Annotated in this window: 28 protein-coding genes; 6 read left to right on the forward strand and 22 right to left on the reverse strand. The window is 66.8% G+C overall.

Features of this window, described 5'->3' with window-relative positions:
- Positions 1-28: 28 nt before the first annotated feature.
- The 7 genes from ACFWUP_RS04165 to ACFWUP_RS04195 all read right to left on the reverse strand — a co-directional run bounded on the left by ACFWUP_RS04165 (position 29) and on the right by ACFWUP_RS04195 (position 6920).
- A complete protein-coding gene (locus ACFWUP_RS04165) occupies positions 29-397 on the reverse strand; it encodes a VOC family protein (RefSeq protein WP_379230528.1) in 369 nt (122 codons plus the stop codon).
- A 113-nt stretch (positions 398-510) separates the two neighbouring features.
- Positions 511-966, reverse strand: a complete 456-nt coding sequence (locus tag ACFWUP_RS04170) for a MaoC family dehydratase (protein ID WP_379230529.1) — start codon at positions 964-966, stop codon at positions 511-513.
- Entirely contained in the window at positions 963-2456 is a 1494-nt protein-coding gene (locus tag ACFWUP_RS04175; RefSeq protein ID WP_379230531.1) for a long-chain fatty acid--CoA ligase, read from the reverse strand. Before ACFWUP_RS04175 ends, ACFWUP_RS04170 begins: the two co-directional genes overlap by 4 nt.
- 173 nt (positions 2457-2629) lie before the next feature.
- Complete coding sequence (gene pcaF, locus ACFWUP_RS04180) at positions 2630-3829, reverse strand: 3-oxoadipyl-CoA thiolase (RefSeq protein WP_379230533.1); 1200 nt, start codon at positions 3827-3829, stop codon at positions 2630-2632.
- On the reverse strand, positions 3826-4983 hold the full coding sequence (locus ACFWUP_RS04185) for an acyl-CoA dehydrogenase family protein (RefSeq protein WP_379230535.1): 1158 nt from the start codon (positions 4981-4983) through the stop codon (positions 3826-3828). The genes pcaF and ACFWUP_RS04185 overlap by 4 nt, the downstream gene beginning before the upstream one ends.
- Before the next feature lie 16 nt (positions 4984-4999).
- Positions 5000-5752: a 3-oxoacyl-ACP reductase FabG gene (gene fabG / locus ACFWUP_RS04190; RefSeq protein ID WP_379230537.1), complete on the reverse strand. Its 753-nt coding sequence runs from the start codon at positions 5750-5752 to the stop codon at positions 5000-5002.
- 16 nt (positions 5753-5768) lie between these two features.
- Positions 5769-6920, reverse strand: a complete 1152-nt coding sequence (locus ACFWUP_RS04195; protein ID WP_379230539.1) for an acyl-CoA dehydrogenase family protein — start codon at positions 6918-6920, stop codon at positions 5769-5771.
- A 130-nt stretch (positions 6921-7050) separates the two neighbouring features.
- Between ACFWUP_RS04195 and ACFWUP_RS04200 the strand changes: the two genes are divergently transcribed.
- Positions 7051-7686, forward strand: a complete 636-nt coding sequence (locus ACFWUP_RS04200; RefSeq protein ID WP_379230541.1) for a TetR/AcrR family transcriptional regulator — start codon at positions 7051-7053, stop codon at positions 7684-7686.
- A gap of 93 nt (positions 7687-7779) precedes the next feature.
- On the opposite strand, the gene pafA is transcribed toward ACFWUP_RS04200, so the two are convergent.
- From pafA to dop, 5 genes are all read right to left on the reverse strand, one after another.
- The gene (gene pafA / locus ACFWUP_RS04205) at positions 7780-9138 is read right to left on the reverse strand and encodes a Pup--protein ligase (RefSeq protein WP_379230542.1); all 1359 of its coding nucleotides are present in this window, start codon (positions 9136-9138) and stop codon (positions 7780-7782) included.
- Between the two features lie 165 nt (positions 9139-9303).
- On the reverse strand, positions 9304-10071 hold the full coding sequence (gene prcA / locus ACFWUP_RS04210) for a proteasome subunit alpha (RefSeq protein WP_379230544.1): 768 nt from the start codon (positions 10069-10071) through the stop codon (positions 9304-9306).
- Complete coding sequence (gene prcB, locus ACFWUP_RS04215; RefSeq protein WP_379230546.1) at positions 10068-10913, reverse strand: proteasome subunit beta; 846 nt, start codon at positions 10911-10913, stop codon at positions 10068-10070. Before prcB ends, prcA begins: the two co-directional genes overlap by 4 nt.
- Entirely contained in the window at positions 10910-11104 is a 195-nt protein-coding gene (locus ACFWUP_RS04220) for a ubiquitin-like protein Pup (RefSeq protein ID WP_019047503.1), read from the reverse strand. Before ACFWUP_RS04220 ends, prcB begins: the two co-directional genes overlap by 4 nt.
- 120 nt (positions 11105-11224) lie before the next feature.
- Positions 11225-12724 carry a depupylase/deamidase Dop gene (gene dop / locus ACFWUP_RS04225; RefSeq protein WP_379230548.1) on the reverse strand — a complete coding sequence of 500 codons (1500 nt, stop codon included), beginning with the start codon at positions 12722-12724 and terminating at the stop codon, positions 11225-11227.
- A gap of 138 nt (positions 12725-12862) precedes the next feature.
- On the opposite strand from dop, the gene ACFWUP_RS04230 reads away from it, so the two are divergent.
- On the forward strand, positions 12863-14044 hold the full coding sequence (locus tag ACFWUP_RS04230) for a DUF418 domain-containing protein (RefSeq protein ID WP_379230549.1): 1182 nt from the start codon (positions 12863-12865) through the stop codon (positions 14042-14044).
- A gap of 1 nt (position 14045) precedes the next feature.
- On the opposite strand, the gene ACFWUP_RS04235 is transcribed toward ACFWUP_RS04230, so the two are convergent.
- A complete protein-coding gene (locus tag ACFWUP_RS04235; RefSeq protein ID WP_379230551.1) occupies positions 14046-14771 on the reverse strand; it encodes a TetR/AcrR family transcriptional regulator in 726 nt (241 codons plus the stop codon).
- Positions 14772-14943: 172 nt separating this feature from the next.
- On the opposite strand from ACFWUP_RS04235, the gene ACFWUP_RS04240 reads away from it, so the two are divergent.
- From ACFWUP_RS04240 to ACFWUP_RS04250, 3 genes are all read left to right on the forward strand, one after another.
- Complete coding sequence (locus ACFWUP_RS04240) at positions 14944-15243, forward strand: DUF6412 domain-containing protein (RefSeq protein WP_379230553.1); 300 nt, start codon at positions 14944-14946, stop codon at positions 15241-15243.
- Between the two features lie 93 nt (positions 15244-15336).
- Entirely contained in the window at positions 15337-16221 is an 885-nt protein-coding gene (gene yidC / locus ACFWUP_RS04245) for a membrane protein insertase YidC (RefSeq protein WP_379230555.1), read from the forward strand.
- 19 nt (positions 16222-16240) lie between these two features.
- Entirely contained in the window at positions 16241-16792 is a 552-nt protein-coding gene (locus tag ACFWUP_RS04250) for an NUDIX domain-containing protein (RefSeq protein ID WP_379230557.1), read from the forward strand.
- Between the two features lies 1 nt (position 16793).
- On the opposite strand, the gene ACFWUP_RS04255 is transcribed toward ACFWUP_RS04250, so the two are convergent.
- Together ACFWUP_RS04255 and ACFWUP_RS04260 are read right to left on the reverse strand one after the other, a co-directional pair.
- On the reverse strand, positions 16794-17102 hold the full coding sequence (locus tag ACFWUP_RS04255; RefSeq protein WP_379230559.1) for a hypothetical protein: 309 nt from the start codon (positions 17100-17102) through the stop codon (positions 16794-16796).
- A gap of 166 nt (positions 17103-17268) precedes the next feature.
- Complete coding sequence (locus tag ACFWUP_RS04260) at positions 17269-17637, reverse strand: arsenate reductase family protein (RefSeq protein WP_379230561.1); 369 nt, start codon at positions 17635-17637, stop codon at positions 17269-17271.
- 58 nt (positions 17638-17695) lie between these two features.
- Here ACFWUP_RS04260 and ACFWUP_RS04265 point away from each other — a divergent pair, with 58 nt between their 5' ends.
- Positions 17696-18199: a nitroreductase/quinone reductase family protein gene (locus ACFWUP_RS04265; protein WP_379230563.1), complete on the forward strand. Its 504-nt coding sequence runs from the start codon at positions 17696-17698 to the stop codon at positions 18197-18199.
- A 49-nt stretch (positions 18200-18248) separates the two neighbouring features.
- Here ACFWUP_RS04265 and ACFWUP_RS04270 read toward each other — a convergent pair whose 3' ends face one another.
- The 7 genes from ACFWUP_RS04270 to ACFWUP_RS04300 all read right to left on the reverse strand — a co-directional run bounded on the left by ACFWUP_RS04270 (position 18249) and on the right by ACFWUP_RS04300 (position 25461).
- Positions 18249-19385: an ABC transporter substrate-binding protein gene (locus ACFWUP_RS04270; protein WP_379230564.1), complete on the reverse strand. Its 1137-nt coding sequence runs from the start codon at positions 19383-19385 to the stop codon at positions 18249-18251.
- A gap of 13 nt (positions 19386-19398) precedes the next feature.
- Positions 19399-20163, reverse strand: a complete 765-nt coding sequence (locus ACFWUP_RS04275; protein WP_379230566.1) for an ABC transporter permease — start codon at positions 20161-20163, stop codon at positions 19399-19401.
- Entirely contained in the window at positions 20160-21092 is a 933-nt protein-coding gene (locus ACFWUP_RS04280; protein WP_379230568.1) for an ABC transporter ATP-binding protein, read from the reverse strand. Before ACFWUP_RS04280 ends, ACFWUP_RS04275 begins: the two co-directional genes overlap by 4 nt.
- Positions 21092-22033: an ABC transporter permease gene (locus ACFWUP_RS04285; protein ID WP_379230570.1), complete on the reverse strand. Its 942-nt coding sequence runs from the start codon at positions 22031-22033 to the stop codon at positions 21092-21094. The genes ACFWUP_RS04280 and ACFWUP_RS04285 overlap by 1 nt, the downstream gene beginning before the upstream one ends.
- Positions 22034-22133: 100 nt before the next feature.
- Positions 22134-23177, reverse strand: a complete 1044-nt coding sequence (locus tag ACFWUP_RS04290; protein WP_379230571.1) for a TIGR03842 family LLM class F420-dependent oxidoreductase — start codon at positions 23175-23177, stop codon at positions 22134-22136.
- 26 nt (positions 23178-23203) lie between these two features.
- The gene (gene hydA, locus ACFWUP_RS04295) at positions 23204-24622 is read right to left on the reverse strand and encodes a dihydropyrimidinase (protein WP_379230573.1); all 1419 of its coding nucleotides are present in this window, start codon (positions 24620-24622) and stop codon (positions 23204-23206) included.
- Entirely contained in the window at positions 24622-25461 is an 840-nt protein-coding gene (locus tag ACFWUP_RS04300) for a nitrilase-related carbon-nitrogen hydrolase (RefSeq protein WP_379230575.1), read from the reverse strand. The genes hydA and ACFWUP_RS04300 overlap by 1 nt, the downstream gene beginning before the upstream one ends.
- Positions 25462-25533: the final 72 nt, after the last annotated feature.

Genomic DNA, 25533 nt, shown 5'->3' on the forward strand with positions numbered 1-25533 from the left:
GCTCGGTCGAGCGCTACCTGGCCGACGACTAACTCTGGTCGCGGTCGATCACCAGACAGAACGGGTGACCGGCCGGATCGAGGAGCACGCGCCACCGGTCCTCGTTCGGCTGATGCTCGGCTTTGACCGCGCCGAGGCTCAGCAGTCGCGTCTCTCCCTCGTCGAGGTCGGGTACCGCGAAATCGAGGTGCGACTGCTGGGGAGACGCCTGGCCCGGCCACTGCGGACGCTGGTAGTCGTCCACCCGTTGAAAGCCGAGAAAGAACCCGCCCGGACTGATCAAGCCGGCGAACTCCGCATCCGAGATCGGATGCGGTGCATAGTCGGTCGCTCGCTGATAGAACTCGGCCAAGGCCAGCGGATCAGGACAATCGAGCGTCACCGCACACAGCTTCATCTGCTGACATCCTTTCGTCGGTCAGTGGCACCGCCCAGCGTCACACGACGATCGGCCGATTGCCAGAGGTTTACGAATTCGGCTGTGCGGCACCGACTTCCGCGAATCGAAGTTCAGAGCAGGCAGCGGGCGATGGAGTCGGCGACGCAGGCCGGGCGGTCGGCACCCTCGAGTTCCACGGTGACGTGGCGGTGGATCTGGACGCCGCCCGGGACTTCGGTTACCTGAGTGAGAGTGAGGTGGGCTCGGAGTCGGCTGTTGACCGGGACGGGGGTGAGGAAGCGGACCTTGTCCAGTCCGTAGTTGATGCCCGCCTTCGCGGCGCTGACCGTCATGATCTGCTGGGTCATGGGGACGATCAGGGACAGGGTGAGGAAGCCGTGGGCGATGGTGGTGCCGTAGGGGCCTGCGGCGGCGCGGGTGGGGTCGACGTGGATCCACTGGTGGTCGTCGGTGGCTTCGGCGAACAGGTCGATGCGGTGCTGGTCGATGGTGAACCAGTCGCTGGGGCCGAGTTCGGTGCCGATGGCGGCGCGCAGGGTGTCGAAATCCGGGAAATCGGTGGTCATGCGGCTCCTCCGAAACGTTGGCGCAGTTCGCGTTTGAGGACCTTGTGGGTGGGTCCGAGGGGTAGTTCGGTGACGAATTCGACGCGGCGCGGGTACTTGTACTTGGCGACCTGCAGCTTGGCGAAGTCGATCACGTCCTGGGCGGTGAGCACGCCGTCCGGCACGACGACCGCGACGATCTCCTCACCGTAATGCGGGTCGGGCACGCCGATCACGGCGACCTGCGCGATGTTCGGGTGCCGCATCAGGGCCGCTTCGACCTCGGTCGGATACACGTTGAAGCCGCCGCGCAGGATCATTTCCTTGATCCGGTCGACGATGCGTACGCGGCCGGTCTTGTCCCGGGTGCCGAGGTCGCCGGTCCGGAACCAGCCGTCGATCACGGCGGCGGCGGTCGCTTCCGGCCTGCCGGTGTAGCCGCTGAACACGTTGTGCCCGCGCACCACCACTTCCCCGACGTCGCCGATGGGCAGCAGTTCGATCCGGTCGGTGATCGCGGGATCGGCGATCTCGACGTCGACACCCCACACGGCATGCCCGACGGTGCCCGCCTCGGTGCCGTAGATCGGCTGGTTCACCGCGGCGGTCGGCGAAGTCTCCGACAGCCCGTACCCCTCCAGAACCGGCGCATGGAAGATCCGTTCGAATTCCTCGAGCACGGCAACCGGCAATGCGGCACCACCGCTGATGCACAGTTTCAGCTCGGGCAGTTCCGGTGCCGAAGCCGCCGCATCGATCAACGACAGATACATGGTCGGCACGCCGTGGAACAGATTCACCCGCTCGGCCGCCATCAGCGAAACAGCCGCTGCCGCATCGAATCTCGGCATCAACACCAGGGTGCCGCCGACCCGCCAGTGCGAGTTCATCGACACCGTCTGCCCGAATACGTGGAACAGTGGCAGCGCGCCGAGAGCGATGTCGTCGCGGTGGATCTCGTTGGCGTCGAAGGTGTTCACGGTCGCGCACATCACCATGTTGAGGTGGCTGAGTTCGGCGCCCTTGGGTGTGCCGGTGGTGCCGCTGGTGTAGAACACGACCGCGGTGTCGAGCGGGCCGCGGGAGACGAAGTTCGAAATCGCTTCGCCGACAAGGTCGGTGGGCGCGATCACGTCGATGCCGGCGCCCGCGGCAGCTTCGGCGCCTGTCCCGGCGACCATCGGATGACAGATCAGCAGCGACGCACCGCTGTCTCGCAACACGTACTCCATCTCGGGTGCGGTGAGCAGCAGGTGCACCGGCACCACGGTCGCGCCCGCGGCGAGGATAGCGAAGTAGGCGCGCGGGAAGTCGGCGGTGTTCGGACACAGCAGTGCCACCCGGTCACCGGGTTTCACGCCGCGCGCGATCAGGGCACCCGCCTGCTCGCGGGCCTGCTGCCACAGCTCGGCGAAGGTGATGCGGTTTGCGCCTTCGACGAGGGCGAGGTGGTTTGGGCGGCGGCGGGCGGGTTCGGCGAGGATGCTCGCCAGGGAGAGGGTGGCGTTCATGGGCGTTCCTAGAGTTCGACAGCGATGGCGAGTGGGTACTGCTGCCGCCTGCCGGGGCACGCGGCAAGGCGTGATCGGGTCGATGCGGTGACCGCACCGGCGGGGCTGTAGGTGCGGTGATCGCGACCGACGGGGGCACCAGGGCCTTCCGCTGTCTGCGATCACCGCACCGGTCACCGTTGGAGGTGCATGGCGAGTCCCTGACCGACACCGACGCACAGGGTGGCGACGGCATGGCGAGCATCGCGTTCGACGAGTTCGAGCGCGGCCGTCAGCGCCAGGCGCGCACCGCTGGCGCCGAGCGGGTGACCGAGCGCGATCGCCCCGCCGTTGGGGTTGACGTGGTCGGCGTCGTCGGGCAGACCGAGCCCGCGCAACACCCCCAGCGCCTGGGCGGCGAAGGCCTCGTTGAGTTCGAACACATCGATCTCGCCCAGACCCAAACCCGTTCGCGACAAAAGCTTTTCCACGGCAGGCACCGGCCCCATGCCCATGGTTCGCGGCGCGACGCCCGCGGCGGCGACCGCCCCGACCCGCGCGAGCGGAGTCAGCCCGTACCGGCGAACAGCATCTTCGGAGGCGATCAACAGCGCCGCGGCCCCATCGTTGATCCCCGAGGAATTGCCCGCGGTAACGGACCCACCGGGCATCACTGCCCGTAGCGCGGCCAACGACTCAGCGCTGGTTTCGCGCGGATGCTCGTCCAGATCCACGACCACGGGTTCACCGCGACGCTGCGGCACCGGCACAGCCGTGATCTCACGAGCGAGCCTGCCCCCGGCGATCGCGGCTGCCGCGCGCTCCTGCGAACGCAACGCGAACGCGTCCTGATCGGCGCGCGCGATGCCGTACTCATCGGCGATGTTCTGCGCGGTCTCCGGCATGGAGTCGGTGCCGTACAGCTCACGCATCCGCGGATTCACGAACCGCCACCCGATGGTGGTGTCGACCATCTCCGGCGAACGATCCCACGCCGCACCAGCTTTCGCCAGCACGTACGGCGACCTGGTCATCGACTCCACCCCACCGGCGATCATCAGATCCGCATCGCCGGCCCGAATCGCCCTGGCCGCATACCCCACCGCGTCCAGACCCGAGGCGCACAAACGGTTGACGGTCACCCCGGGCACGCCCACCGGCAGTCCCGCCAGCAGCGCGGCCATCCGCGCGACATTGCGATTGTCCTCGCCCGCCTGATTGACGCACCCCAGCACCACGTCGTCGACGGCACCGAAGTCCACACTCGGCAGCCGCTTCATCAGATCCGAGATCACGTGTGCGGCAAGGTCATCGGGACGAACACCGGCCAGCGCCCCACCGTAGCGGCCGAACGGCGTCCGAACGCCGTCGACCAGGTACGCGGCGCCGGTCACAAGCCCATGTCCTTGGCGATGATCATCTTCATCACCTCGCTGGTCCCACCGTAGATCCGGTTGACCCGGTTGTCGGCGTACAGCCGCGCCACCGGGTACTCGTTGATGTAGCCGTAGCCGCCGTGCAGCTGCAGGCAGCGGTCGATAACCCGCGAGGCCACCTCGGAGCAGAACAGTTTGGCCGAGGCCGCGTCGGCGGGGGTGAGCTCGTCGAGATCCAGTGCCTCGAGCGCGCGATCGACGACAGCTTCGGCGGCATCGACCTCGGCCTGACAGGCAGCCAGCTCGAATTTGGTGTTCTGGAACTGCGACACCGGCTGACCGAAAACTGTTCGGCCCTTGGTGTATTCGAGGGTGAACCGGATCGCGGCTTTGGCCTGGGCGTAGGCGCCGATCGCGATCGACAGGCGTTCCTGCGGCAGGTTCTGCCCCAGGTAACTGAAGCCCTTGTGGGCTTCACCCAACAGGTCCGAGACCGGAACCTGCACGTCCGTAAAGGACAGTTCGGCGGTGTCGGAGACCTTCAGACCCAGCTTGTCCAGCTTGCGGCCCACCGCGTATCCGGGCGACTTGGTGTCGACGACCAGCAGCGAAATGCCGTGGCGGCGATCGGTTTCCGACGGCGGGGCGGTCCGCGCGCAGACGATCACCCGGTCGGCGTGCACACCACCGGTGATGAAGGTCTTGGACCCGTTGAGCACGTAGTGCGTGCCGTCCTCGGAAAGCTTTGCGGTGGTGCGCATTCCGGCGAGATCCGAACCCGTGCTCGGCTCGGTCATCGCGATCGCGAACATGATCTCGCCGGAGACGAACCCGGGCAGCCAGCGCTGCTTCTGCTCGTCGGTGGCGAGGTTCTTCAGGTACGGCAGGCACAGCCCCACGTGCACGCCCGAACCGCCGAAAGACACACCGGCGCGGGTGGTTTCCTCCAGCAGGATCGCCTGGAACTTGAACGATTCGATGCCGGCGCCGCCGTATTCCTCTGGCACCTCGATCCCGAACACGCCGAGCTCGGCCAGCTTGGTGTAGAACTCGCGCGGCACGATGCCCGCCTCGTACCACTGGTCGTAGACCGGTGCGACCTGCGACTCGATGAACGCGCGCGCGGTCTTGCGGAAGGCTTCGTGCTCTTCGTTGAAAACTGTTCTCTGCATGGTGTTTCTCCGAAAGTCAGAGACGGCGTCCGCCGTCGACGTACACGGTCTGTCCGGTGACGAACCCGGCGTTGTCAGAAGCGAGGAAGGCGACAACATTGGCGATATCGGCGGGCTGCCCGACGCGGCGCAGCGGGGTGATCTCGGCGGTCTTGGCCTGCATCTGCTCGGAGGTGATGCCGATGCGCTCGGCGGTGGCCGCGGTCATCTCGGTGACGATGAAACCGGGCGCGACCGCATTCACGCGAATGCCGAACGGGCCCAATTCCATGGCGAGAGTGCGGGTCAGCCCCTGGATGCCCGCCTTGGCAGCGGCGTAGTTGGCCTGGCCGCGATTGCCCAGCGCCGACACGCTCGAGGTGTTCACGATGGCGCCGCCACCGTTGTCCACCATGTGCTTCTGCGCGGCCTTGCAGCACAGGAACGCACCGCGCAGGTGCACCGCCATGACGGTGTCCCAGTCCTGCACCGACATCTTGAACAGCAGGTTGTCGCGCAGCACGCCCGCGTTGTTGACGAGCACGTCGAGCGAGCCGAGGTCGGCCACGGTGCGCGCGACGGCGGCGGCCACCTGTGCCTCGTCGGCGACATCGCAGCCGAGCCCGATCGCGGTGCCGCCCGCGGCGTTGATCTTCCCGGCGGTCATGATCGCGGCGTCGGCGTCGAGATCGACGACGGCCACGGCGAATCCGTCCTCGGCGAGGCGGGTCGCGGTCGCCGCGCCGATACCGCGGGCGGCCCCGGTAACGAAGGCTGTTCGGTGGGTCATGGGTCGTACTCCTGTGTCAGACAATGGCGTTCACGCCGGTGAGGGCGCGCCCGATGAGCAGTTTCTGGATCTGGGTGGTGCCTTCGTAGAGGGTCAGCACGCGGGCGTCGCGCAGGTATTTGGCGACGGGGTATTCGTCGATGTAGCCGTAGCCACCGAACACCTGGATCGCGTTGTTCGCGGCCTTGACCGCGGTCTCGGAGGCGAACAGCTTCGCCATCGACGCGGCGGTGCCGAAGGACTGGCCCCGATCGGCAAGATCGGCGGCGCGCCACACGAGTAGGCGCGCGGCGTCGGTCTCGACAGCGATATCGGCGAGAAGTTCCTGGACCAGTTGATAACCGGCGATCGGCTTGCCGAACTGTTCCCGCTCACCGGCATAGCGCACCGCGGCTTCGAGGCAGGCGCGAGCCACGCCGACACACCCGGACCCGACCCCGATCCGGCCTTTGTCGAGCGCGGACATCGCGATCCGGAAACCCTGTCCTTCCTCGCCCAGGCGCAGCGCGTCGGGCACCCGAACCCCGTCGAGGACGATTTCGGCGGTGGCCTGGCCGCGCAGCCCGAGCTTGCCCTTGACCTCGGTGCGGCCGAAACCCGGTGCGTCCGTTGGCACCAGGAACGCGGTGACACCCTTCGGCCCCGGCCCGCCGGTTCGCGCGAACACCAGCGCGGTATCGGCCCAGGTGCCGTTGGTGATGAAGATCTTGGTACCGGACAGGACCCAGTCCGACCCGTCACGAGTCGCACGGGTGTCGAGGTTCGCAGCATCGGAGCCTGTGCCGGGCTCGGTCAGCGCGAAGCACCCGAGCTGTTCACCCGCGCAGATCCCGGGCAGGAACCGCTGCTTCTGCTCCTCGGTACCGTACGCGGCGATCGACTTACCGAACAGGCCCAGCGAAACCGACACGATGCCGCGCACCGCGCTGTCACCGCGCCCGAGCTCCTCCAGGAGCAGGCAGTAGTCGAAGGTGTCGCCGCCGGACCCGCCGAATTCCTCGGCGATCCCGATGCCGAGGAACCCTAGCGCCCCGAGTTTGCCGACGATCGCCCGATCCACCGACTCGTCGCGATCCCACTGCGCCGCATACGGCACGACTTCCTTGTCCACCCAGGTCCGGGCGAGTTCGCGCAGGTCAGCCTGCGCGGGGGTGAGCTGGAAATCCACGGAACCACTCCTGAACCAAACGCCGTTAGGTTTACTCGGGCACCGTATCCTAACGCCGTTCGGTTAATCAAGGGTCTGTTTCGGCATCGGTGATACCGTTCGATTCCCGACCCCGAGATTGGAGTGCCGCATGGCCAGGCCGCGCGTACCGCTGTTGAGCCGCGAGCGAATTCGCGACGCCGCGCTGGTGCTGATCGACCGCGACGGGCTCGCCGAGGTCTCCATGCGCAAACTGGGCGCCGAACTCGGCGTGCAGGCCGCCTCGCTCTACGGCCACTACCCGAACAAGGACGACCTGTTCGACGACATCGCCACCGGCATCATGAGCACCGTCGACACCTCGGCCTTCGACACCATGAGCTGGGACCTCGCACTCGCGGACTGGGCGCGCAGCTACCGCACCGCCTTGGCCACCCACCCGAATTTCGTGCCGTATCTGGCGACCGGGCCTGGCCGTCGAGCCGAGAACCTGCGCGCCGCCGACGCCGTGCACGGCGGTCTGGTCGGCGCGGGCTGGCCACCGCGCTACGCCACCATGATCGGCGCGGCCACCCGCTACCTGGTCATGGGCTCGACGGTCGGCTCCTTCGCGGGCGGATTCGCCGACGATGTGCAGGTCTACCGCGACCGCTACCCGCACCTGAACCAGGCACACCTGCTGCGCGCGATCGCCGACGAAATCGACGACGACAGTTTCGAATTGGCGCTCACCGCGTTCATCGCCGGGCTCAACGCCACCTACGCGACGGTGGTCACCGCGGACTGAGCCGCCCTACACACAACAAAACCGGTGGCGCCTACGCGATCGCTCCCATGCGCCACCGGTTCTGTTGTCGGTCCCCCCGTCTGAGGGGTTCGCCTACATCGAGGCGATCAGCCGGTCGACGCGTTCGTCGACCGATCGGAACGGATCCTTGCACAGCACGGTGCGCTGTGCCTGGTCGTTCAACTTCAGGTGCACCCAGTCGACGGTGAAGTCGCGACCGGCTTCCTGGGCGGCGGTGATGAAGTCACCGCGCAGTTTGGCGCGGGTGGTCTGCGGCGGGGTTTCCACCGCGGCATCGACGGCGTCGTCCTCGGTGATCCGCTTGGCCAGGCCCTTGCGCTGCAGCAGGTCGAAGACACCGCGACCGCGCTTGATGTCGTGGTAGGCCAGATCCAGCTGAGCGATCTTGGGATCCGACATCTCCATGCTGTAGCGGTCCTGGTAGCGCTGGAACAGCTTGCGCTTGATCACCCAGTCGATCTCGGTGTCGACCTTGGCGAAGTCCTGCGCCTCGACCGCGTCGAGGGTGCGGCCCCACAGGTCCACCACGGCGTCGACCTGCGGATCGCGATCGCGGTTGCGCAGGTGTTCGACGGCGCGGGCGTAGTATTCGCGCTGGATTTCCAAGGCACTGGCCTGACGTCCGCCTGCGAGGCGCACGGGACGACGGCCGGTCAGATCGTGGCTGACCTCGCGGATGGCCCGTATCGGGTTGTCGAGGGCGAAGTCGCGGAACGACACGCCTGCCTCGATCATCTCCAGCACCAGCGACGCCGTGCCCACCTTGAGCATGGTGGTCGGTTCGGCCATGTTGGAGTCGCCGACGATCACGTGCAGGCGCCGGTACTTCTCGGCGTCGGCGTGCGGTTCGTCGCGGGTGTTGATGATCGGGCGCGAGCGGGTGGTCGCCGAGGAGACGCCCTCCCAGATATGCTCGGCGCGCTGCGACAGGCAGAACGTGGCTGCCTTCGGCGTCTGCAGCACCTTGCCCGCACCACAGATGAGCTGGCGGGTGACCAGGAACGGGAGCAACACATCGGAGATCCGGGAGAACTCGCCCGCCCGGACCACGAGGAAGTTCTCGTGGCAACCGTAGGAGTTGCCCGCGGAGTCGGTGTTGTTCTTGAACAGGTAGATGTCGCCGCCGATGCCTTCTTCGGCGAGGCGTTGTTCGGCGTCTATGAGCAGGTCTTCCAATACCCGCTCGCCCGCCCGGTCGTGGGTGACCAACTGCACCAGGCTGTCGCATTCGGCGGTGGCGTACTCGGGATGCGATCCGACGTCGAGGTACAACCTGGCACCGTTGCGAAGGAAGACATTGGAGCTACGGCCCCAGGACACCACCCGGCGGAACAAGTACCGGGCTACCTCGTCGGGGGACAGCCGACGGTGACCGTGGAAGGTGCATGTCACACCGAACTCGGTCTCGATCCCCATGATTCGTCGCTGCACACTATCGACAGTACAGCTATGACCAGTGCCCGCGCGGCGCTCCTGACATCCCATTCGCCTACGTGTTCACAACGATTCGGACAGCGAACGATCGACGGACACACGACGAGATCGGGCCTGCGAACCGCGGTGGTTCGCAGGCCCGATCATGATCGTGACGGTGGGTTATTTACCCGTCTCGTCGTCGGGTTCGGGCAGCTTCGCCTCTTTCACCGGCTTGGGCTTGGACGCGGCCAGCGCCGACTCCAGGGCGGGGCCCTGCAGCCTGCGGAACGCCCGGCGCGGACGCTGCTGCTCGAGCGTGGCGACCTCGAGGGACGCCTCACCGAGCGAACGCTTGTCCTTGTCGGCCTCGGGCTGACCGGCCACCAGTGCGCCGATCGCCACCTTCAACGCGTCGTCGAGGGACAGACCCGGCTTGTAGGTGGCTTTGAGCTGGGTCAGGATCGGCTCGGTGGTGCCACCCATGACGACGTACTCGCGTTCGTCGACGATGGACCCGTCGAAGGTGATCCGGTACAGCACCGAGGTCGGTGACTGTTCCGGATACCCCACTTCGGCGACGCAGATCTCCACCTCGTAGGGCTTGAGCTGGTCGGTGAAGATCGACCCGAGGGTCTGCGCGTACAGGTTGGCCAGCCCACGCCCGGTGACATCGCGCCGGTCGTACTGGTAACCCTTGAGGTCGGCCTGCAGGATGCCGCCGCGGCGCAGTGCCTCGAACTCGTTGTACTTGCCGACCGCGGCGAACCCGACGCGGTCGTAGAGCTCGCTGACCTTGTGCAGCGTCGCCGAGGGGTTCTCGGCGACGAACAGCACACCGTCGGCGTAGACCAGCACGATCACACTGCGACCGCGACCGATGCCCTTGCGGGCGAGCTCGGTCTTGTCGCGCATGATCTGCTCGGCCGAGGCGTAATACGGCAGCGTCATAGGACGGCGCCCCCTTCTTCCGCGGCTTCCCGGTCGGCGATCACTGCGCGAGCGATCTCGGCGAGACGATCCTCACCGATCTCGTCGGCACCGTCGGCGTCGATCACCACCGCTGTCGGGTAGATCCCGCGCAGCATGTCGGGACCGCCGGTGGCGGTGTCGTCGTCGGCGGCGTCGAACAGTGATTCCACCGCGATCCGCAGCGCCCGGTCCTGATCGATGCCGCGCTGGTAGAGCTTCTTCAGCGACGACTTCGCGAACATCGAACCGGAGCCGACGGCGGTGTAGCCGAACCGTTCCTCGCTGCGCCCGCCGACCACGTCGTAGGACACGATGCGGCCGGATCGGTCGAGGTCGAGGATCTGGTCGTCGAAACCGACGAGCAGCGGTATCGCGGCCAGCCCCTGCATGGCAGCGGGCAGGTTGTCGCGAACCATCTTCGACAGTTTGTTGGCTTTACCGTCGAAGGTGAGCGGTACGCCTTCGATCTTCTCGTAGTACTCCAGCTCCACCGCGAACAGCCGAACCATCTCGATCGCGATGCCCGCGGTGCCCGCGATACCCGCGGCCGAGAAGGTGTCGGTGATGTACACCTTCTCGGTGTCGCGGCTGGCCAGCAGGTTGCCCATGGTGGCCCTGCGGTCTCCCGCGATCAGCACGCCGCCACGGTAGGTGACCGCGACGATGGTGGTGCCGTGCGGCGCCAAGTCCTTCGTCGCGGTCAGATCCGAGGCCGGGAACTTGTTGGCGGGCAACAGGTCCGGGGCGTGCATGCGCAGATGTTCGGTGAACGAGGAGAGAGCCCGCCCCGCGTGGAGGCGCAAGGGGTCACCTGGGGTCACTGGCCGCCCTTCTGCACATATGCCCGCACGAAGTCTTCGGCGTTCTCTTCGAGCACGTCATCGATTTCATCGAGCAAGTCGTCGGTTTCCTCCGCGAGCTTTTCGCGGCGTTCCTGCCCTGCCGCGTCTACGCCCTCGGGGCCCTCGTCCTCGTCGCCACCCCCGGCGCGCTTGGTCTGCTCTTGTGCCATGGCAGCCGACCTCCTCTTCCTCATCACGATGATCGTGTGTGTCCCACAACCCTACCGAGCGGATCCGACAAGGTGGTCGATAGCGATCGGATTGTCGCGCGGTCGTGGCGTGAATCGCCGTCAGTGGGTGAGCTGATCGACCAGTTCCGCGGCCGTGCGCGAGGCGTCGAGAAGCTTTCCGACGTGCGCTTTCGTGCCCCGGCGTGGCTCGAGAGTCGGAATCCGGACCAGCGAATCACCACCCAGATCGAAGATCACCGAATCCCAACTGGCGGCGGCGATATCGGCCCCGAATCGGCGCAGGCACTCACCGCGGAAGTAGGCGCGGGTGTCGGTGGGCGGGTTGGTCATCGCGTCGAGCACCTGCTGCTCGGTGACGAGCCGCTTCATCGAACCGCGTGCGACGAGGCGGTTGTAGAGGCCCTTGTCCAGGCGCACATCCGAGTACTGCAGGTCCATCAGGTGCAGTTTCGGCGCGGCCCAGCCCAGGCCCTCGCGGCTGCGCATGCCCTCGAGCAGGCGCAGTTTGGCGGGCCAGTCGAGCAGGTGCGCGGCATCCATGGGGTCACGCTCGAGCAGGTCGAGGACCAGCGCCCAGTTGTCGAGGATGTCGAGCACGCGCGGGTCGTCGTTGCCTTGGCGGTGGACGAACTTGGCGGCCCGCTCGTGGTAAAGCCGTTGCAGCGCAAGGCCGGTCAGTTCCCGGCCGTCCACGAGTGCGACGGTGGCGCGCAGGGTGGGGTCGTGGCTGATCTGGTGCACGGCGGTGACGGGACGGGCGAGCTGGAACTCCGAGAGGTCCTCGCCGCCTTCGATCATGTCCAGGACCAGCGCGGTGGTGCCGACCTTGAGGTAGGTCGACATCTCGGCGAGGTTGGCGTCGCCGATGATCACGTGCAGGCGCCGGTACTTGTCGGCGTCGGCGTGCGGTTCGTCGCGGGTGTTGATGATGCCGCGCTTGAGTGTGGTCTCCAGGCCGACCTCGACCTCGATGTAGTCGGCGCGCTGGGACAGCTGGAACCCGGCGTGGTCACCGGACTGACCGATGCCGACCCGGCCGGCGCCGCAGATCACCTGGCGGGACACGAAGAACGGGGTCAGGCCCGCGATGATGTGGCTGAACGGGGTGTCGCGGCTCATCAGGTAGTTCTCGTGGGTGCCGTAGGAGGCGCCCTTGCCGTCGACGTTGTTCTTGTACAGCTGCAGCCGCGGCGCACCGGGGACGCTGGAGGCGTGCCGTGCGGCCGCCTCCATCACCCGTTCGCCCGCCTTGTCCCAGATGACCGCGTCCATGGGGTCGACGACCTCGGGCGCGGCGTATTCGGGGTGGGCGTGGTCGACGTAGAGCCGGGCGCCGTTGGTGAGGATCATGTTCGCCGCGCCGACCTCGTCGGCGTCGATGACCGGTGCGGGCCCACTCATCCGGCTGAGGTCGAATCCGCGCGCGTCGCGCAGCGGGGATTCCACCTCGTAGTCCCAGCGGGTCCGTTTGGCTCTCGGTACCCCCGCCGCGGCCGCGTAGGCGAGAACGGCCTGTGTGGAGGTGAGGATCGGGTTGGCCGTCGGCTCCGTGGGGGTCGAGATGCCGTATTCGACCTCGATTCCGATGATGCGCTGCATGCCGTCGAGCCTAATGGGTGCCGACCCGCAGCGGTCCGAAGTCGCTCGCGCACGCCGGTCACGTCCCCCAAGAGAGGGACCCCGAAATGGTCCTCGTGAGCGATCCGCCGGACGGGTACTCGCGCCGATACTCAGTGCATGACCGACGCCGTCGCACCCACCACCACAGCGCCCGCCGCGCCGCGGCCCGCTCGAATGATCGCGCTGGATGTGCTGCGCGGCATCGCGATCCTGGGCACCCTCGGTACCAATATCTGGATCTTCACCAGTGCGGCGGGCATGATCGGCTATCTCGACGAGCTGGGCGCCACGCCCGAGAACGCCTGGATGTGGTCCGAGCGGGTGCTCCAGCAGCTCGCGCAGGGGAAGTTCCTCGGCCTGCTCACGGTGATGTTCGGGATCGGTCTGGCCATCCAGCAGGGTTCGGCGCAACGGGGCGGTCGGCCGTGGCCTGGCAAGTATCCCTACCGCGCGGGACTGCTGCTCCTTGACGGATTACTGAACTTCCTGTTCGTCGCCGAGTTCGACGTGCTGATGGGTTACGCGCTGACCGGCCTCGTCGTCGCCTACGTTCTCGCGACAAGCGAACGGGCACAACGCCGTTGGCTGATAATCGCGGCCTCGGTCCACGTGACGATGTTGACGTTGATCGCCGCCGCCCTCGCCTTCGCCCCGGCCCAGGAGCCCACCTCGTCAGCACCGCTGGACCCGAATCCCTATGCGGACGGATCGTTTTGGGATCTGGTGTTGTTCCGGCTCGACAACGCGCTGATGTTCCGGTTGGAGACGATCTTCGTGTTTCCGATGTCGATCGCACTGTTCCTCGTCGGTGCGCGACTGTTCCGGGCGGGTGTGTTCCGGCCCGAAGGGGCGCGAATTCGCCGGTGGCTCATGGTGATCGGCTTCGCCGTAGCCGCACCACTCGATCTCGTCGTCGGCGTCGTGGGTGGCGGCGACTTCCTGATCTTCACCCGCTACGGCACGGCACCGTTCGTCGCCCTCGCGATCCTGGCCGCCGTCGCCGAGTTCTACTTACGCAGGCCGCGCCTCGGGTTCGCTGGCGCACGATTGAGCGAAGTCGGCCGTACCGCGCTCAGCTGCTACATCCTGCAGAATCTGATCGCCGGAATGCTCTGCTACGGCTGGGGTTTCGGGTTGGCAGCGCGATTCTCGGAGTCGGCGCGGGTGCCGTTCACCGTGGCGATCCATCTGTTCGTCGCGGCCGCGATCATCGTCTTCGCCCACCTGTGGTTACGCCGTTTCGAGCGCGGACCCGTCGAGTGGCTGTGGGACCGGACCTATCGTGCGCTGGCAGGCTGAGTCAGCGTAGGCGCTCGGCCGGCGGCGGGGCCGCGTCCGGGGCGATGAGCAGGTCGGAGACGAGCGAATCCCGTTGCAGCGGAACGCCGAGACTGCGGGCATTGCCCTCGAACAGCGACAGCACCGACTCGGTGAGGATGCCCTGCACCTGTTCGGTGGTGAGCACCGGCTCCGATTCCGCCCGCCAGCTCGCCACCACCCCGTCGACGAGACCGACGATGCCGAAGGCCATCGGCCGCCCGCGCGCGGGTTCGATGCCGAAGCGGGCCAGGCTGGCCGCGAAGATGTCGGCCAGCTGGCCACTGACCGCGCGGCCCGCACCACTCAGGCTCGGTGCGCCCTGCGGTGCCGCGTCGCCGAGGAAGCGGTGCAGGTTGGGGTGGAGTTCGATCCAGCTGAGGTAGGTGCCGATGGCGCCGCGGACGGCGTCTTTGAGCGTGCCGTCGGATTGCAGGGCGGGCAGCAGCTCGGCCAGGAGCAGTTCCAGGATCCGCTGACGGGCCAGCGCGTCGAGTTCCGCGCGGCCACCGACGTGGCGGTAGACCACCGGTCGCGGCAGTGCCAAATGTTCTGCGATGAGCTGCACCGAGATCTCGAGACCGTGTTCCTCGATCACCTCGATGGCGGCATCGATCATCTCTGCACGACGGCGCTCTTTGTGGCCGTGCCAGCGGGTGGCGCGGCCGTCACCTGCGGTCGGGTCGGCTTGCGCGGATGGTGCAGTCACACAGCCAACGATACCCGCGGCGAAATTGACCGTGACATCGCGTTCCATCAATATAAGCGTTACTCGAAGTAACAGTTAACGCCGCGTTCAGTCACCTTTGATAATGCACACAATACCCGAACCCTTCCTTCGACACGCTGGTCTCTCGGCGGACACCGGTATGCTCGGTGACATGCAGGCACGGGTAATGGTGATGGCGTACGCGGTTCTCGCGTGCGTGCTGCCCGCCTTCGTGCTCATCTCCACGCCCGGCGGCGAGGCCACGCGCATGCTCGCGTTCGGTGCTGTCGCCGCCGCGATGGTGTGCGCGCTGGTCGCGGTCACCGGCCGCAGTCAGCTGCCCGTCCGGGTGGCGTGCGCGGGTCCGCCACGGTCGGCGCAGCGTCGCTTGCGCGGATCCTTTCTGCGACAGAGCAATCCGGATACCGCCGGCCGTCCACGTCCACGAGCGCCGGGGATCGATCACCACTGACAGGTGCCGCGCTATCGGCGCCGCCTGTCGGATTTCGTGATCCCACTCCCCTTTCGTGCGTTCGCGCACGCTGCACGGACAGGTCGTCCCGTCATGCTCGATTTCGTCTATTTCCCCGTGTCCGCGGTGCTGTGGTGCTGGCACCAGTTCTTCGCCGTCGCGCTCGGCTCGGCCAGCGGTCTCGCCTGGCTGCTCGCCGTCGTCGCGTTGGTCGTCACCGTCCGCGCACTGCTCGTGCGGACCGCCCTCCGACAAGCCCGATCCCAGCAGGTCCTGCGATCGCTGCAGCCCCAGATGGACACCATTCGCCGCACTCATCGCGATGACCCGCGCGCCCAGGCCGAGAAGATCCGGCTGCTCCATCGCGAGCACGGCGTCAGCATGTTCGCCGGTTTCGTGCCGCTGATCGCCCAGGGACTCGTCTTTCTCGGCTTGTTCCACGTCCTTCGCTCGTTCGACCGCACCGGCACCTACGCGGTCGGGCCGTTCACGTCCACGGACAGACCACTGCCGGTCGAGGTCAACAGCGCGACCGCGAACTACCTGTTCGGCGCCCCCGAAGTCCGTGCGTTCCTCGATGCCCGGCTGTTCGGGGCACCGTTGTCGGCGACCCTGTCCGCTGCGGGCGAGGTGTTCGTCGCGGTCGCGGTGCTCGCCATCCCGCTGGTCCTGATCGCGGCGCTCGCCACGCACTTCACTGCCCGGCTCACCCCGCCGGTCGGCGACAACGGCACCGCCGCGATCATGCGCACCCTGTCGCTGTGGGTGTTCCCGGCGGGCGCGCTGATCGGTGGGGCGATCCTGCCGGTTGTGGTGCTCACCTATTTCGCCACGAACGCGGTGTGGACCTGCGGCCAGCAGTACCTGATCCGCCGCAGGCTCGACGCCGAAACCGCGGCGAAGAGGGAGACGGTCGTGACCGCAGCTCGCGCCGCCGCTCCGCGACCGGGGGTGAAGCCACAGCGCCGCAAACGATGACGGGAGTTACCCTCGGGCGGTGTCAGCGAATCCGGAAGACGAACTGCTCGCCGTCTACGACGCCGACGGGCTGGTGATCGGCGAGGCCGACCGCGGCACCGTCTACCGCGAGGGGCTGTGGCACGCGAGCGCGGGCGTCCTGGTCCGTTCGGCCGATGGAACCAAGGTGTACGTCCACCGGCGTACCGACAGCAAACTGGTGTTCGCGGGCATGCACGACTGCCTCGCGGGCGGCGTGGTCGACGCGGGCGAGGATCCGTCCGACACCGCGGTCCGCGAACTCCGCGAGGAACTCGGCATCGTCGTGCCCGCGGGCACCGTACTTCCGTTGCGCGCCACCGCATCCTGGGACGGCACCTGGGCGGGCCGCGCACTGCGCTGCCACCTGTTCGGATACGAATACCGCTACGACGGACCGATCACCCACCAGCCGTCCGAGATCGCGGACGGCTGGTGGTGGACCGATGCCGAACTGCGTGCGCACCTGAGTGATCCGGTGTGGCCCTTCGTTCCCGACACGCGGACCGTCCTGGACGGCCTGCTCGACGGTGACGACGGCCCCCGACGCTGACTCAGTAGACGACCACTGACCAGGTCTGCATGCTGAACGGCAGGTCACAGGCGGTTTCGGAGTGGTACCCACCGTGTGCGGGCTGGCCGTAGCGTTCATAGCTGCCGAACCAGTTCCACCAGGCCCAGCAGGTGACGCGCACCTGGTGCCAGACCGGGGCACCACACTGCGAGAAGGCGCCGGTGGCGGCGATCGGATTCACCGAGCAGCGACCTGGCGGCGTGGCCTCGGCGGGCGCGGCGAGCAGCGTCGAAGCGCCGATCAGCCCGGCCGCGGTGGCGCCGACTGCGAGTTTGCGAAGCGATGTCATGACAACCTCCCTGCGTGAAGGTCCGCTTCCCAAACCTGCGGCGATTCCACGCTCGGTCCGATTATTCGCACCAGGACACAACGTCCCGGTGATGACTGCTACATCCCTCGTTCCACTCACCACGTTACGCTCTTGCCCGAATAGTTATCTCCGGGCAATCGGCGAATCAGTCGAGCCGACGCAGCGATTCCTCGTCACGAGCCACCACCGCGCCACCGTCGGCGGTGAGCACGATCGGCCGCTGGATCAGCTTCGGATTCTCGGCCAACGCGGTCAGCCACCGCTCCCGATCGGCCTCGGTGCGCCCCCATCCCGACACCCCGAGATCCTTGGCGATCTGCTCGCCGGTGCGGGTGATGTCCCACGGCTGCGCGTCGAGCCGTGCGAGCACCGCCCGAAGTTCCTCGACGGTCGGCGGATCGTCGAGGTAGCGGCGCACGGTGTAGCCCACCCCGGCCGCGTCCAGGTGCGCGGTGGCGTTGCGGCTCTTCGTGCAGCGGGGGTTGTGCCAGATCTCGGTCTGTCCGGAAGTCATCTCCGCAGCGTAGGTGACGTGCGGTGCGCACCTGGGCCGCGCATCCCATACTGGGACCATGAGCGAGAGTGCGCCTCCCGAAAATCCTTATGGCACACCGACGACCACCGGCCCCGAACCGATCCGCTCCTACCAGGGCAGGGTCAACACCTTCGTTCGCAGTCTGCTGAAGGTGCCGATCCTGTCGGGCATCGTCGGCAAGTCCCTGGCGACGTTGCACGTGGTCGGCCGCAAATCCGGCGCGGTCTACGACGTCCCCGTGGCCTACACGAAACACAACGGCACCCTGCTGATCGGCACCGCGCTGCGCCCGTGGGTGAAGAACCTGCAGGGTGGCACGGAGGTGACTCTGTCGCGCGGGGCCGCGCCCGAAACCTTCACCGCCACTGTGCATACCGACGAACAGCGCGTGATCGAACTGTTCGCGGTGATCGCACGCGACAACAAGCAGAACGCCAAGTTCAACGGCATCGGCTACCAGGCGGACGGCGAGCCGTCCAAGGCCGACATCTACCAGACCTGGCAGAAGGGCGGCGTGGTCATCGAACTGACCCCGCGCTGAACGCACGAACGGCGGCCCACCGAAATGGGCCGCCGTTCGGCAGTGGATGTTATTTACCGCCCTCGGTCGGGGTGACCTGGGTGGGCTGGAAATTCGCGCCCGTCACGTCCACTCCCGCGGCCTTCAACTGGTCGAGGGCCTTGGTGACGTACTCGGTGGTGTAGGACTCGGTATCGGGGTCCTTGGTGAGAACCGTTGCGCCCTCGGCGTTCTTGGTGGTCTTGGCGATCGACACCGTGCGATCCCATGCGGTCTTGTCGATGGCGCCGATACCGGCGGGTGAGGGCCAGATCAGCTTGTTCACCTCGTTGATCTGCCACTGCTGGTGTCCGGCACCGAGCGTCGCGCCCGCGGCGACGGTGATGTCGCGGCACTTGTCGAGGTTGTCGCGGCAGAACGCCCAACCCTTGAGCGAGGCGGCCAGGAACTTGACGGTCTGGTCCTGATATTTGCTGTCCTTCAGCTTCTCGGTGTTGGCCCACAGGGCGTCCTGGAGCATCGCCACACCCTGGTCGTTCCAGTCGATGGTGCTGAAATCGTCTGCGGTGTAGAGCTTTCCGGTGGCCGGGTTCTTGGTTTCGAGCAGCTGGGCGTATTCGTTGTAGGACATGGCTTGGGCGGCAGCGATGTCCTTGGCCAGGAACGCGTTCATGTCGAACTGCTGCTGAACCAGTTTCACGTCCTTGGCCGGATCGATCCCGGCCTTGGTCATCCCGGCGAACAGTTCGAATTCGTTGCCGTAGCCCCAGTTTCCGACGGTCTTGCCACGCAGGTCGGCGGGACCGGCGATATTGTCGGCTTTGAACGAGACCTGCTTGGTGCCCGACTTCTGGAAGATCTGGGCGATCTCGGTGATCCCGGCGCCTGCCTCGCGGGAGGCGAGGGCCTTGGGCACCCAGGCGACCGCGTAGTCGGCTTGGCCCTGGGCGAGGACAGTCTGCGGCACGATGTCGGTGCCGCCGTCGAGGATCTCGACCGACAGTCCCTGTTCCTTGTAGAAGCCCTGGTCCACGGCGGCCAGGTATCCCGCGAACTGCCCCTGCTTGAACCATTGCAGCTGCAAGGTCACTTTGGTGAGGCCGTCGGCTGTTGTCTCGGATTCGGTGGTACTACAGCCGGTCAACGCGGCGGCAGCGACGGCGGCCGCGGCCACCGCGCTACCCAACCGGAATGCGGTCTTACTCATGGATGGATCTCCCTCATCGGATCGTGGACAGCAGTGGGGTTCTGGGCCGGCGGGTGAGTTGTTCGAGCAGCAACACCGCTGCCAGGAAAACCAGGCCCACGCACATCGCACCGACGACGTAGGCCCAGGCTCGCGGATAGGCGGTGTTGGCCGCGGCGGAGGTGATCCGGCTGCCGAGCCCGTTCTGCAGACCGCCGAAGTATTCGGCGATGATGGCCGCGATCACCGCACCGGGTGCGGCGATCCGCAGACCCGTGAACAGGTGTGGCAGGGCGGCGGGCAGCCGCACGGTGCGGGTGATCTGCCAGCCCGACGCGGCGTAGGAGGTCATCAGGTCGGCCTGCACCTTCGGCACCTGCCGCAGTCCGCGCGCGGTGCTGACGAAGACCGGGAAGAACACGACGATGGTGACGACGAGCCGTCGCGGCGTCTCGGTGGTGGTGGAGTACATCGAGTTCAGCAGCGGTGCCAGTGCCACGATCGGCACCGCGGCGGCCGCTGCGGCCAGTGGGGTGAGCAGCCCGTCGATCAGCTGGAATCGGACCGCGAGAACGGCCGCGGCCAGGCCGAGGACGGTGCCCGCGACGAAGCCGATCAGCGCGTTCGTGCCGGTGGCGAGGGAGGCGTCGAAGATCCGGCCCGCGTTCTCGGCGAACTGGGTGGCGATCGCGCTGGGGGCGGGCAGCAGGAACGAGGGCACACCCGCCACCACCGTGAGCACCTGCCACAGCGCGAGAGCGACGACGCCGACGAGCACTGGGGGAAGCCAGGTCTTCATCGCAGGTCCCGTCCGGCCACGGCGGTGTCGTCGTGTTCGCCGCGCAGGGCTGCGCGCACGGCGGCGACGGCGGCGAAGAATTCGGTGGAGGCGCGAACGTCGGTGCCCGCCTGGCGATCCCAGCCACCGGTCGGCACGATCTCGCTGATCCGGCCTGGCCGCGCCGAGAGCACCACCACCCGGTCCGACAGGTAGACCGCTTCGGGAATCGAGTGGGTGACGAACACGACGGCCGCACCGGTCTCCCCCGCGATCCGCAGCAATTCGCCCTGCATGCGTTCTCGGGTCATCTCGTCGAGCGCCCCGAACGGTTCGTCCATCAGCAGCAGCGACGGTTTGCGGGCCAGGGCGCGAGCGATGGCGACGCGCTGTTGCATACCGCCGGACAGTTCGGCCGGGTACCGGTCGGCGAACTCGCTGAGTCCCGCCATGTCGAGGAGTTCGGCACTGCGTGCCTTGCGCTGCGCTTTGGGCACTTTGTGCAGTTCGAGGGGAAGTTCGACATTGGCTGCGACGGTGCGCCATTCGAGCAATCCGGCCTGCTGGAACGCGATGCCGTAGTCCTGGTCGATCCGGGCCTGACGGGCCGGCTTCCCGTGCACGGTGACGGTGCCGCTGCTGGGGGTCTCGAGGTCGGCGATGATGCGCAGCAGGGTCGATTTGCCGCAGCCCGACGGCCCGATGAGCGAGACGAACTCCCCTGGCGCGACGGTGAGCGACACATCGGCCAGCGCGGTCACGTCACCGGCGGCGAACGTTTTGCCGAGATGACGCAGCTCGACCGCGGCAGGCGACACCGGACTCCCGGATTCGGCGACGGGGGTGCTCACAGGCGCGCTACGCACTCCCTCGGCGCGCGGTGGCTCGTGGTCTGTGGGTGGCATCGGTACTTCTTCCTGAAACGTTGTGGTGGAGATGTTGTCGCTCATCAGCCCTCGCTCGACGCGCCGGTGCCGGGCGGGTGGCTGTAGCGGCGCAAGGCCAGCTCGATCAGTCCCACCAGCGCGGTGAGTACCACGCCGAGCAGCGCGGCGGCGAGGACGGCGGCGTAGAGCCGGGCGGAGTCGCCGGTGGCCTGCTGGGAGAACACGATGATCTGGCGTCCGATCCCACCCGCGGTGCCGGTGGAGATCTCGGCGACGACCGCGCCGATCACCGCCGCAGCCGCAGCCAGCCGCAGCGCGGGAATCAGCGACGGGACCGAGGCTGGAAAACGCAAGCGCGTCAACGTCTCCCACCACCCCGCCGAGCAACTGCGCATCAGTTCGACCGAGGCCGCCGACGGCGCCTGCAGCCCACGCAGCATCCCGATGGCGATCGGGAAGAACGCCAGATACGCCGCGATCACCACGATGCTCATCCACGGCCGCCAAGGCTCGCCGGCGATCGACAGCTTGCCGCCCCACGCCGCCACCAGCGGTGCGAGAGCGATCAGCGGAACCGTTTGGGAGAGAACAACATAGGGCAGCATCCCACGTTCGAGCCAGCCGAACCGCTGCATCGCCACCGCGAGCGCCACGCCGACCACGGCGCCGAGCAGCAGCGCGAGCAACGACAGCCCGAGCGTGAACATCCCGGTGCGCAAGAGCGTTTCCCCGACAGTGCCCTTACCGTCGGCTTCCCCGAGCACGGTGAACACGGCCCAGACATGCGGGAGCGCGCCATCGCTCGTGCGCGGGAGAACCCGGGTGCCCCCGATACTCACGCCGTCGGCGGGTACCAGCACCTTCACCAGTTCCCAGATCACCGCCACGAGCACGAACGCACTCACCCCATAGGCCGCGCGCAGCATCCGGGTTCGCGAAGCCGTCGACGCCCGGATCTTCTGCGGTACAACAGCTGTCGCCGGGTCGATGGTTGCCGTGGTCACCGCCGCCCTCCCGCCCACCAGTGCCCGGCCAGCGCCGCGCCCAGACCGAGCGCGCTGATTCCGAGCGTGTAGGACACCCACGCCAGTGCGAGTTCGACGGTCATGACGGACCGGCCTCTTGTGTCGCGGTGACCGGCTGGTGCAGCCGCGGCAGGATCTGCTCGCCGTAGGCCTCGAGCGTGGCCGTCTTGGCGTCGTGCTGCAGATACACCGCGAACTGGTCGACCCCGAGTTTCTCGAGCTCCCACAGCCGGGCGAGTTGTTCGTCGGGGGTGCCGATCAGGCAGAACCGGTCGACGATCTCGTCGGGCACGAAATCGGCGTGCGTATTGCCCGCCCGCCCGTGCTGGTTGTAGTCGTAGCCCTGCCTGCCCGCGATGTAGTCCGTCAGCGCAGCCGGAACATCCCCGCCCGAACCGTATTTCGCGACAATATCGGCGACGTGATTACCGACCATGCCACCGAACCACCGGCACTGGTCACGGGCGTGTTCCAGGGCAGCGGCCGACCCGTCGGTGACATAAGCCGGCGCGGCGACACAGATCTTCACCGATGCCGGATCACGCCCCGCCGCCTCGGCGGCCGCCCGCACCTTCGCGATGGTCCACGCGGTGATGTCCGGATCGGCGAGCTGCAGGATGAACCCGTCGGCGACCTGACCGGTGAGTTCCAAAGCCTTGGGCCCGTACCCGGCCACCCACACGTCCAGGCGCGAATCGGCGGCCCACGGGAACCGCACCTCGGTGTCGCCGATCCGGGCACTGCGGCCGTTGCCGAGTTCCCGAATCACCTCCACCGATTCGCGCAGGGTCGCCAGGGTGGTCGGTTTGCCGCCGAGGGTTCGGATCGCCGAGTCGCCGCGCCCGATGCCGCAGATCGTGCGGTTGCCGAACATCTCGTTGAGCGTGGCGAAGGTGGACGCGGTGACCGTCTGGTCCCTGGTGGCCGGGTTGGTGACCATCGGGCCGACGATCACCTTGCGGGTGGCGGCCAGGATCTGGCTGTAGATCACATAGGGCTCCTGCCAGAGCAGGTGCGAATCGAAGGTCCACACGTGCGAGAACCCATGGGTCTCGGCCACTCTGGCCAGTTCGATCACCCGCGAGGCGGGTGGTGTGCACTGCAGGACCACACCGATGTCCATGGGCACTCTCCGTTTCGGATCAGGTTCTACAGAAGGTTCTGGGACAGCCCACGCCGGAGGAACCGGCCGTGCCCTGCGCGGCCGTGATAGGCGCCCTTGTCGACGATCACCTTGCCGCGTGAGAGCACCGTGTCGACGTGTCCGTCGATCTCGAAGCCCTCCCACGAGGAGTGATCCATGTTCATGTGATGGGTTTTGCCGAGGCCGATGCTGGTGTGCCCGTTGGGGTCGTAGATCACCACGTCGGCATCGGTGCCCGGGCTGATCACGCCCTTGCGCGGGTACATGCCGAACATGCGCGCCGGGGTGGTGCAGCAGACCTCCACCCACCGCTCCAGGGAGATCCGCCCGTCCTTGACACCCTGGAACAGCAGATCCATCCGGTGTTCGACACCGCCGATCCCGTTGGGGATCTTGCTGAAATCGCCGAGACCGAGCTCTTTCTGGTCCTTCATGCAGAACGGGCAGTGATCGGTACTCACCGCGGTGACATCACCGGTCCGGATGAAGCGCCACAGCTCGTCCTGATGACCTTCGGCGCGTGATCGCAGCGGCGTCGAGCAGACCCACTTGGCTCCTTCGAAACCTGGTGCGCCCAACTGTTCTTCGAGTGAGAGGTACAGATACTGCGGGCAGGTTTCGGCGAAGACGTTCTGCCCCTTGCCTCGTGCCGTCGCGATCTGTTCCATCGCCTGCTTGGCCGACACGTGCACCACATACAGCGGGGCACCGGTCAACTGCGCCAACATGATCGCGCGATGGGTGGCTTCCTCTTCCATCTGCCACGGCCGACTCGTGCCGTGGAAGTACGGCAAGGAGTCACCGCGTGCGAGGGCTTGCTCAACCAAGACGTCGATGGCGATGCCGTTCTCCGCGTGCATCATCATCAGCGCGCCGAGGTCACCCGCGGACTGCATGGCACGCAGGATCTGGCCGTCGTCGGAATAGAAGACGCCCGGATAGGCCATGAACAGTTTGAAGCTGGTGACGCCCTCGTTGACGAGTTCGCTCATCCCCTTGAGGGATTCGTCGTTGACCTCGCCGATGATCTGATGGAACCCGTAGTCGATCGCGCACTGCCCGGCCGCCTTGGCGTGCCATTCGGCGAGGGTGTCCTGCACCCGTTGACCCGGCTTCTGCACCGCGAAGTCGACGATCGTGGTGGTGCCGCCCCAGGCCGCCGCCCGAGTCCCGGTTTCGAAGGTGTCGCTGGCCTCGGTGCCGCCGAACGGCAACTGCATGTGCGTGTGCCCGTCGACGCCGCCGGGGATCACGTACTTGCCGGTCGCGTCGATCACCGTGTCGGCGTCGGTGGCCAGGTCGGCGCCGAGTGCGGTCGAACCCGGTTGCAGGACAGCGACAATCGTCTCGTCGGAGATCAGCACGTCGAGGAGCTGGGACCCGGTGGCGCTCACCACCGTCCCGCCGTGGATGAAGGTGCGCATCAGGGGTTCACCAACGGTCCGTAGGCATCCGGGCGGCGGTCGCGATAGAAGGCCCATCGCTCACGAACGATCTTGATCAGATCCATATCAAGATCACGAACAACCAATTCCGGCGAGGTGTCCGACGCTACCTCGCCGACGAATTTCCCCTCGGGGTCGACGAAATAGCTGGTGCCGTAGAAGTCGTCGTCGCCGTATTCGCTCTCGATACCGACCCGGTTGATCGCGCCGATGTAATACTCGTTGGCCACCGCCGAGGCGGGCTGCTCGAGCTTCCAGAGATAACTGGAAAGCCCCCTCGACGTCGCCGACGGATTGAACACGATTTCCGCGCCCGCCAGCCCGAGCGCTCGCCAGCCCTCCGGGAAATGGCGGTCGTAACAGATATAGACGCCCACCTTGCCGACGGCGGTATCGAAAACCGGCCAGCCCAGATTGCCCGGCCGGAAGTAGAACTTCTCCCAGAAACCGGCCACCTGCGGAATATGGTGTTTGCGGTATTTACCCAGGTAGGAGCCGTCGGCGTCGATCACCGCCGCGGTGTTGTACAGCAGCCCGTCCATCTCACGCTCATAGACCGGCAGCACGATCACCATGTTCAATTCGGCGGCCAGCGCGGCGAACCGCTCGGTCGTCGGGCCGGGCACCGATTCGGCGTATTCGTAGAACTTGGTGTCCTGTAGCTGGCAGAAGTACGGGCCGTAGAACAACTCCTGGAAGCAGATCACCTGCGCACCCTGCGCCGCCGCCTCCCGTGCGTAGTCCTCGTGAACCTTGATCATTGATTCTTTGTCGCCGGTCCAGGTGGTCTGGACGAGCGCCGCTCTAACGATTCCCATGCTTTGTTATACTGCACCTACAACTGATTCCGTTGTGTTACAAGAGTGCGGAAACAGTTTCGGTGCCGTAAA

It is taken from the genome of Nocardia sp. NPDC058658, from assembly GCF_042716665.1.
In the GTDB taxonomy this organism is placed as follows: domain Bacteria; phylum Actinomycetota; class Actinomycetes; order Mycobacteriales; family Mycobacteriaceae; genus Nocardia.

Excerpts from the sequence above, each read along its gene's own strand:
- ACFWUP_RS04165 (WP_379230528.1), bottom strand. The coding sequence starts at position 397 with ATGAAGCTGTGTGCGGTGACGCTCGATTGTCCTGATCCGCTGGCCTTG.
- ACFWUP_RS04170 (WP_379230529.1), bottom strand. The coding sequence starts at position 966 with ATGACCACCGATTTCCCGGATTTCGACACCCTGCGCGCCGCCATCGGC.
- ACFWUP_RS04175 (WP_379230531.1), bottom strand. The coding sequence starts at position 2,456 with ATGAACGCCACCCTCTCCCTGGCGAGCATCCTCGCCGAACCCGCCCGC.
- ACFWUP_RS04185 (WP_379230535.1), bottom strand. The coding sequence starts at position 4,983 with ATGCAGAGAACAGTTTTCAACGAAGAGCACGAAGCCTTCCGCAAGACC.
- fabG (WP_379230537.1), bottom strand. The coding sequence starts at position 5,752 with ATGACCCACCGAACAGCCTTCGTTACCGGGGCCGCCCGCGGTATCGGC.
- ACFWUP_RS04200 (WP_379230541.1), top strand. The coding sequence starts at position 7,051 with ATGGCCAGGCCGCGCGTACCGCTGTTGAGCCGCGAGCGAATTCGCGAC.
- prcA (WP_379230544.1), bottom strand. The coding sequence starts at position 10,071 with ATGACGCTGCCGTATTACGCCTCGGCCGAGCAGATCATGCGCGACAAG.
- ACFWUP_RS04220 (WP_019047503.1), bottom strand. The coding sequence starts at position 11,104 with ATGGCACAAGAGCAGACCAAGCGCGCCGGGGGTGGCGACGAGGACGAG.
- dop (WP_379230548.1), bottom strand. The coding sequence starts at position 12,724 with ATGCAGCGCATCATCGGAATCGAGGTCGAATACGGCATCTCGACCCCC.
- ACFWUP_RS04230 (WP_379230549.1), top strand. The coding sequence starts at position 12,863 with ATGACCGACGCCGTCGCACCCACCACCACAGCGCCCGCCGCGCCGCGG.
- ACFWUP_RS04240 (WP_379230553.1), top strand. The coding sequence starts at position 14,944 with ATGCAGGCACGGGTAATGGTGATGGCGTACGCGGTTCTCGCGTGCGTG.
- yidC (WP_379230555.1), top strand. The coding sequence starts at position 15,337 with ATGCTCGATTTCGTCTATTTCCCCGTGTCCGCGGTGCTGTGGTGCTGG.
- ACFWUP_RS04255 (WP_379230559.1), bottom strand. The coding sequence starts at position 17,102 with ATGACATCGCTTCGCAAACTCGCAGTCGGCGCCACCGCGGCCGGGCTG.
- ACFWUP_RS04260 (WP_379230561.1), bottom strand. The coding sequence starts at position 17,637 with ATGACTTCCGGACAGACCGAGATCTGGCACAACCCCCGCTGCACGAAG.
- ACFWUP_RS04265 (WP_379230563.1), top strand. The coding sequence starts at position 17,696 with ATGAGCGAGAGTGCGCCTCCCGAAAATCCTTATGGCACACCGACGACC.
- ACFWUP_RS04270 (WP_379230564.1), bottom strand. The coding sequence starts at position 19,385 with ATGAGTAAGACCGCATTCCGGTTGGGTAGCGCGGTGGCCGCGGCCGCC.
- ACFWUP_RS04275 (WP_379230566.1), bottom strand. The coding sequence starts at position 20,163 with ATGAAGACCTGGCTTCCCCCAGTGCTCGTCGGCGTCGTCGCTCTCGCG.
- ACFWUP_RS04280 (WP_379230568.1), bottom strand. The coding sequence starts at position 21,092 with ATGAGCGACAACATCTCCACCACAACGTTTCAGGAAGAAGTACCGATG.
- ACFWUP_RS04290 (WP_379230571.1), bottom strand. The coding sequence starts at position 23,177 with ATGGACATCGGTGTGGTCCTGCAGTGCACACCACCCGCCTCGCGGGTG.
- hydA (WP_379230573.1), bottom strand. The coding sequence starts at position 24,622 with ATGCGCACCTTCATCCACGGCGGGACGGTGGTGAGCGCCACCGGGTCC.
- ACFWUP_RS04300 (WP_379230575.1), bottom strand. The coding sequence starts at position 25,461 with ATGGGAATCGTTAGAGCGGCGCTCGTCCAGACCACCTGGACCGGCGAC.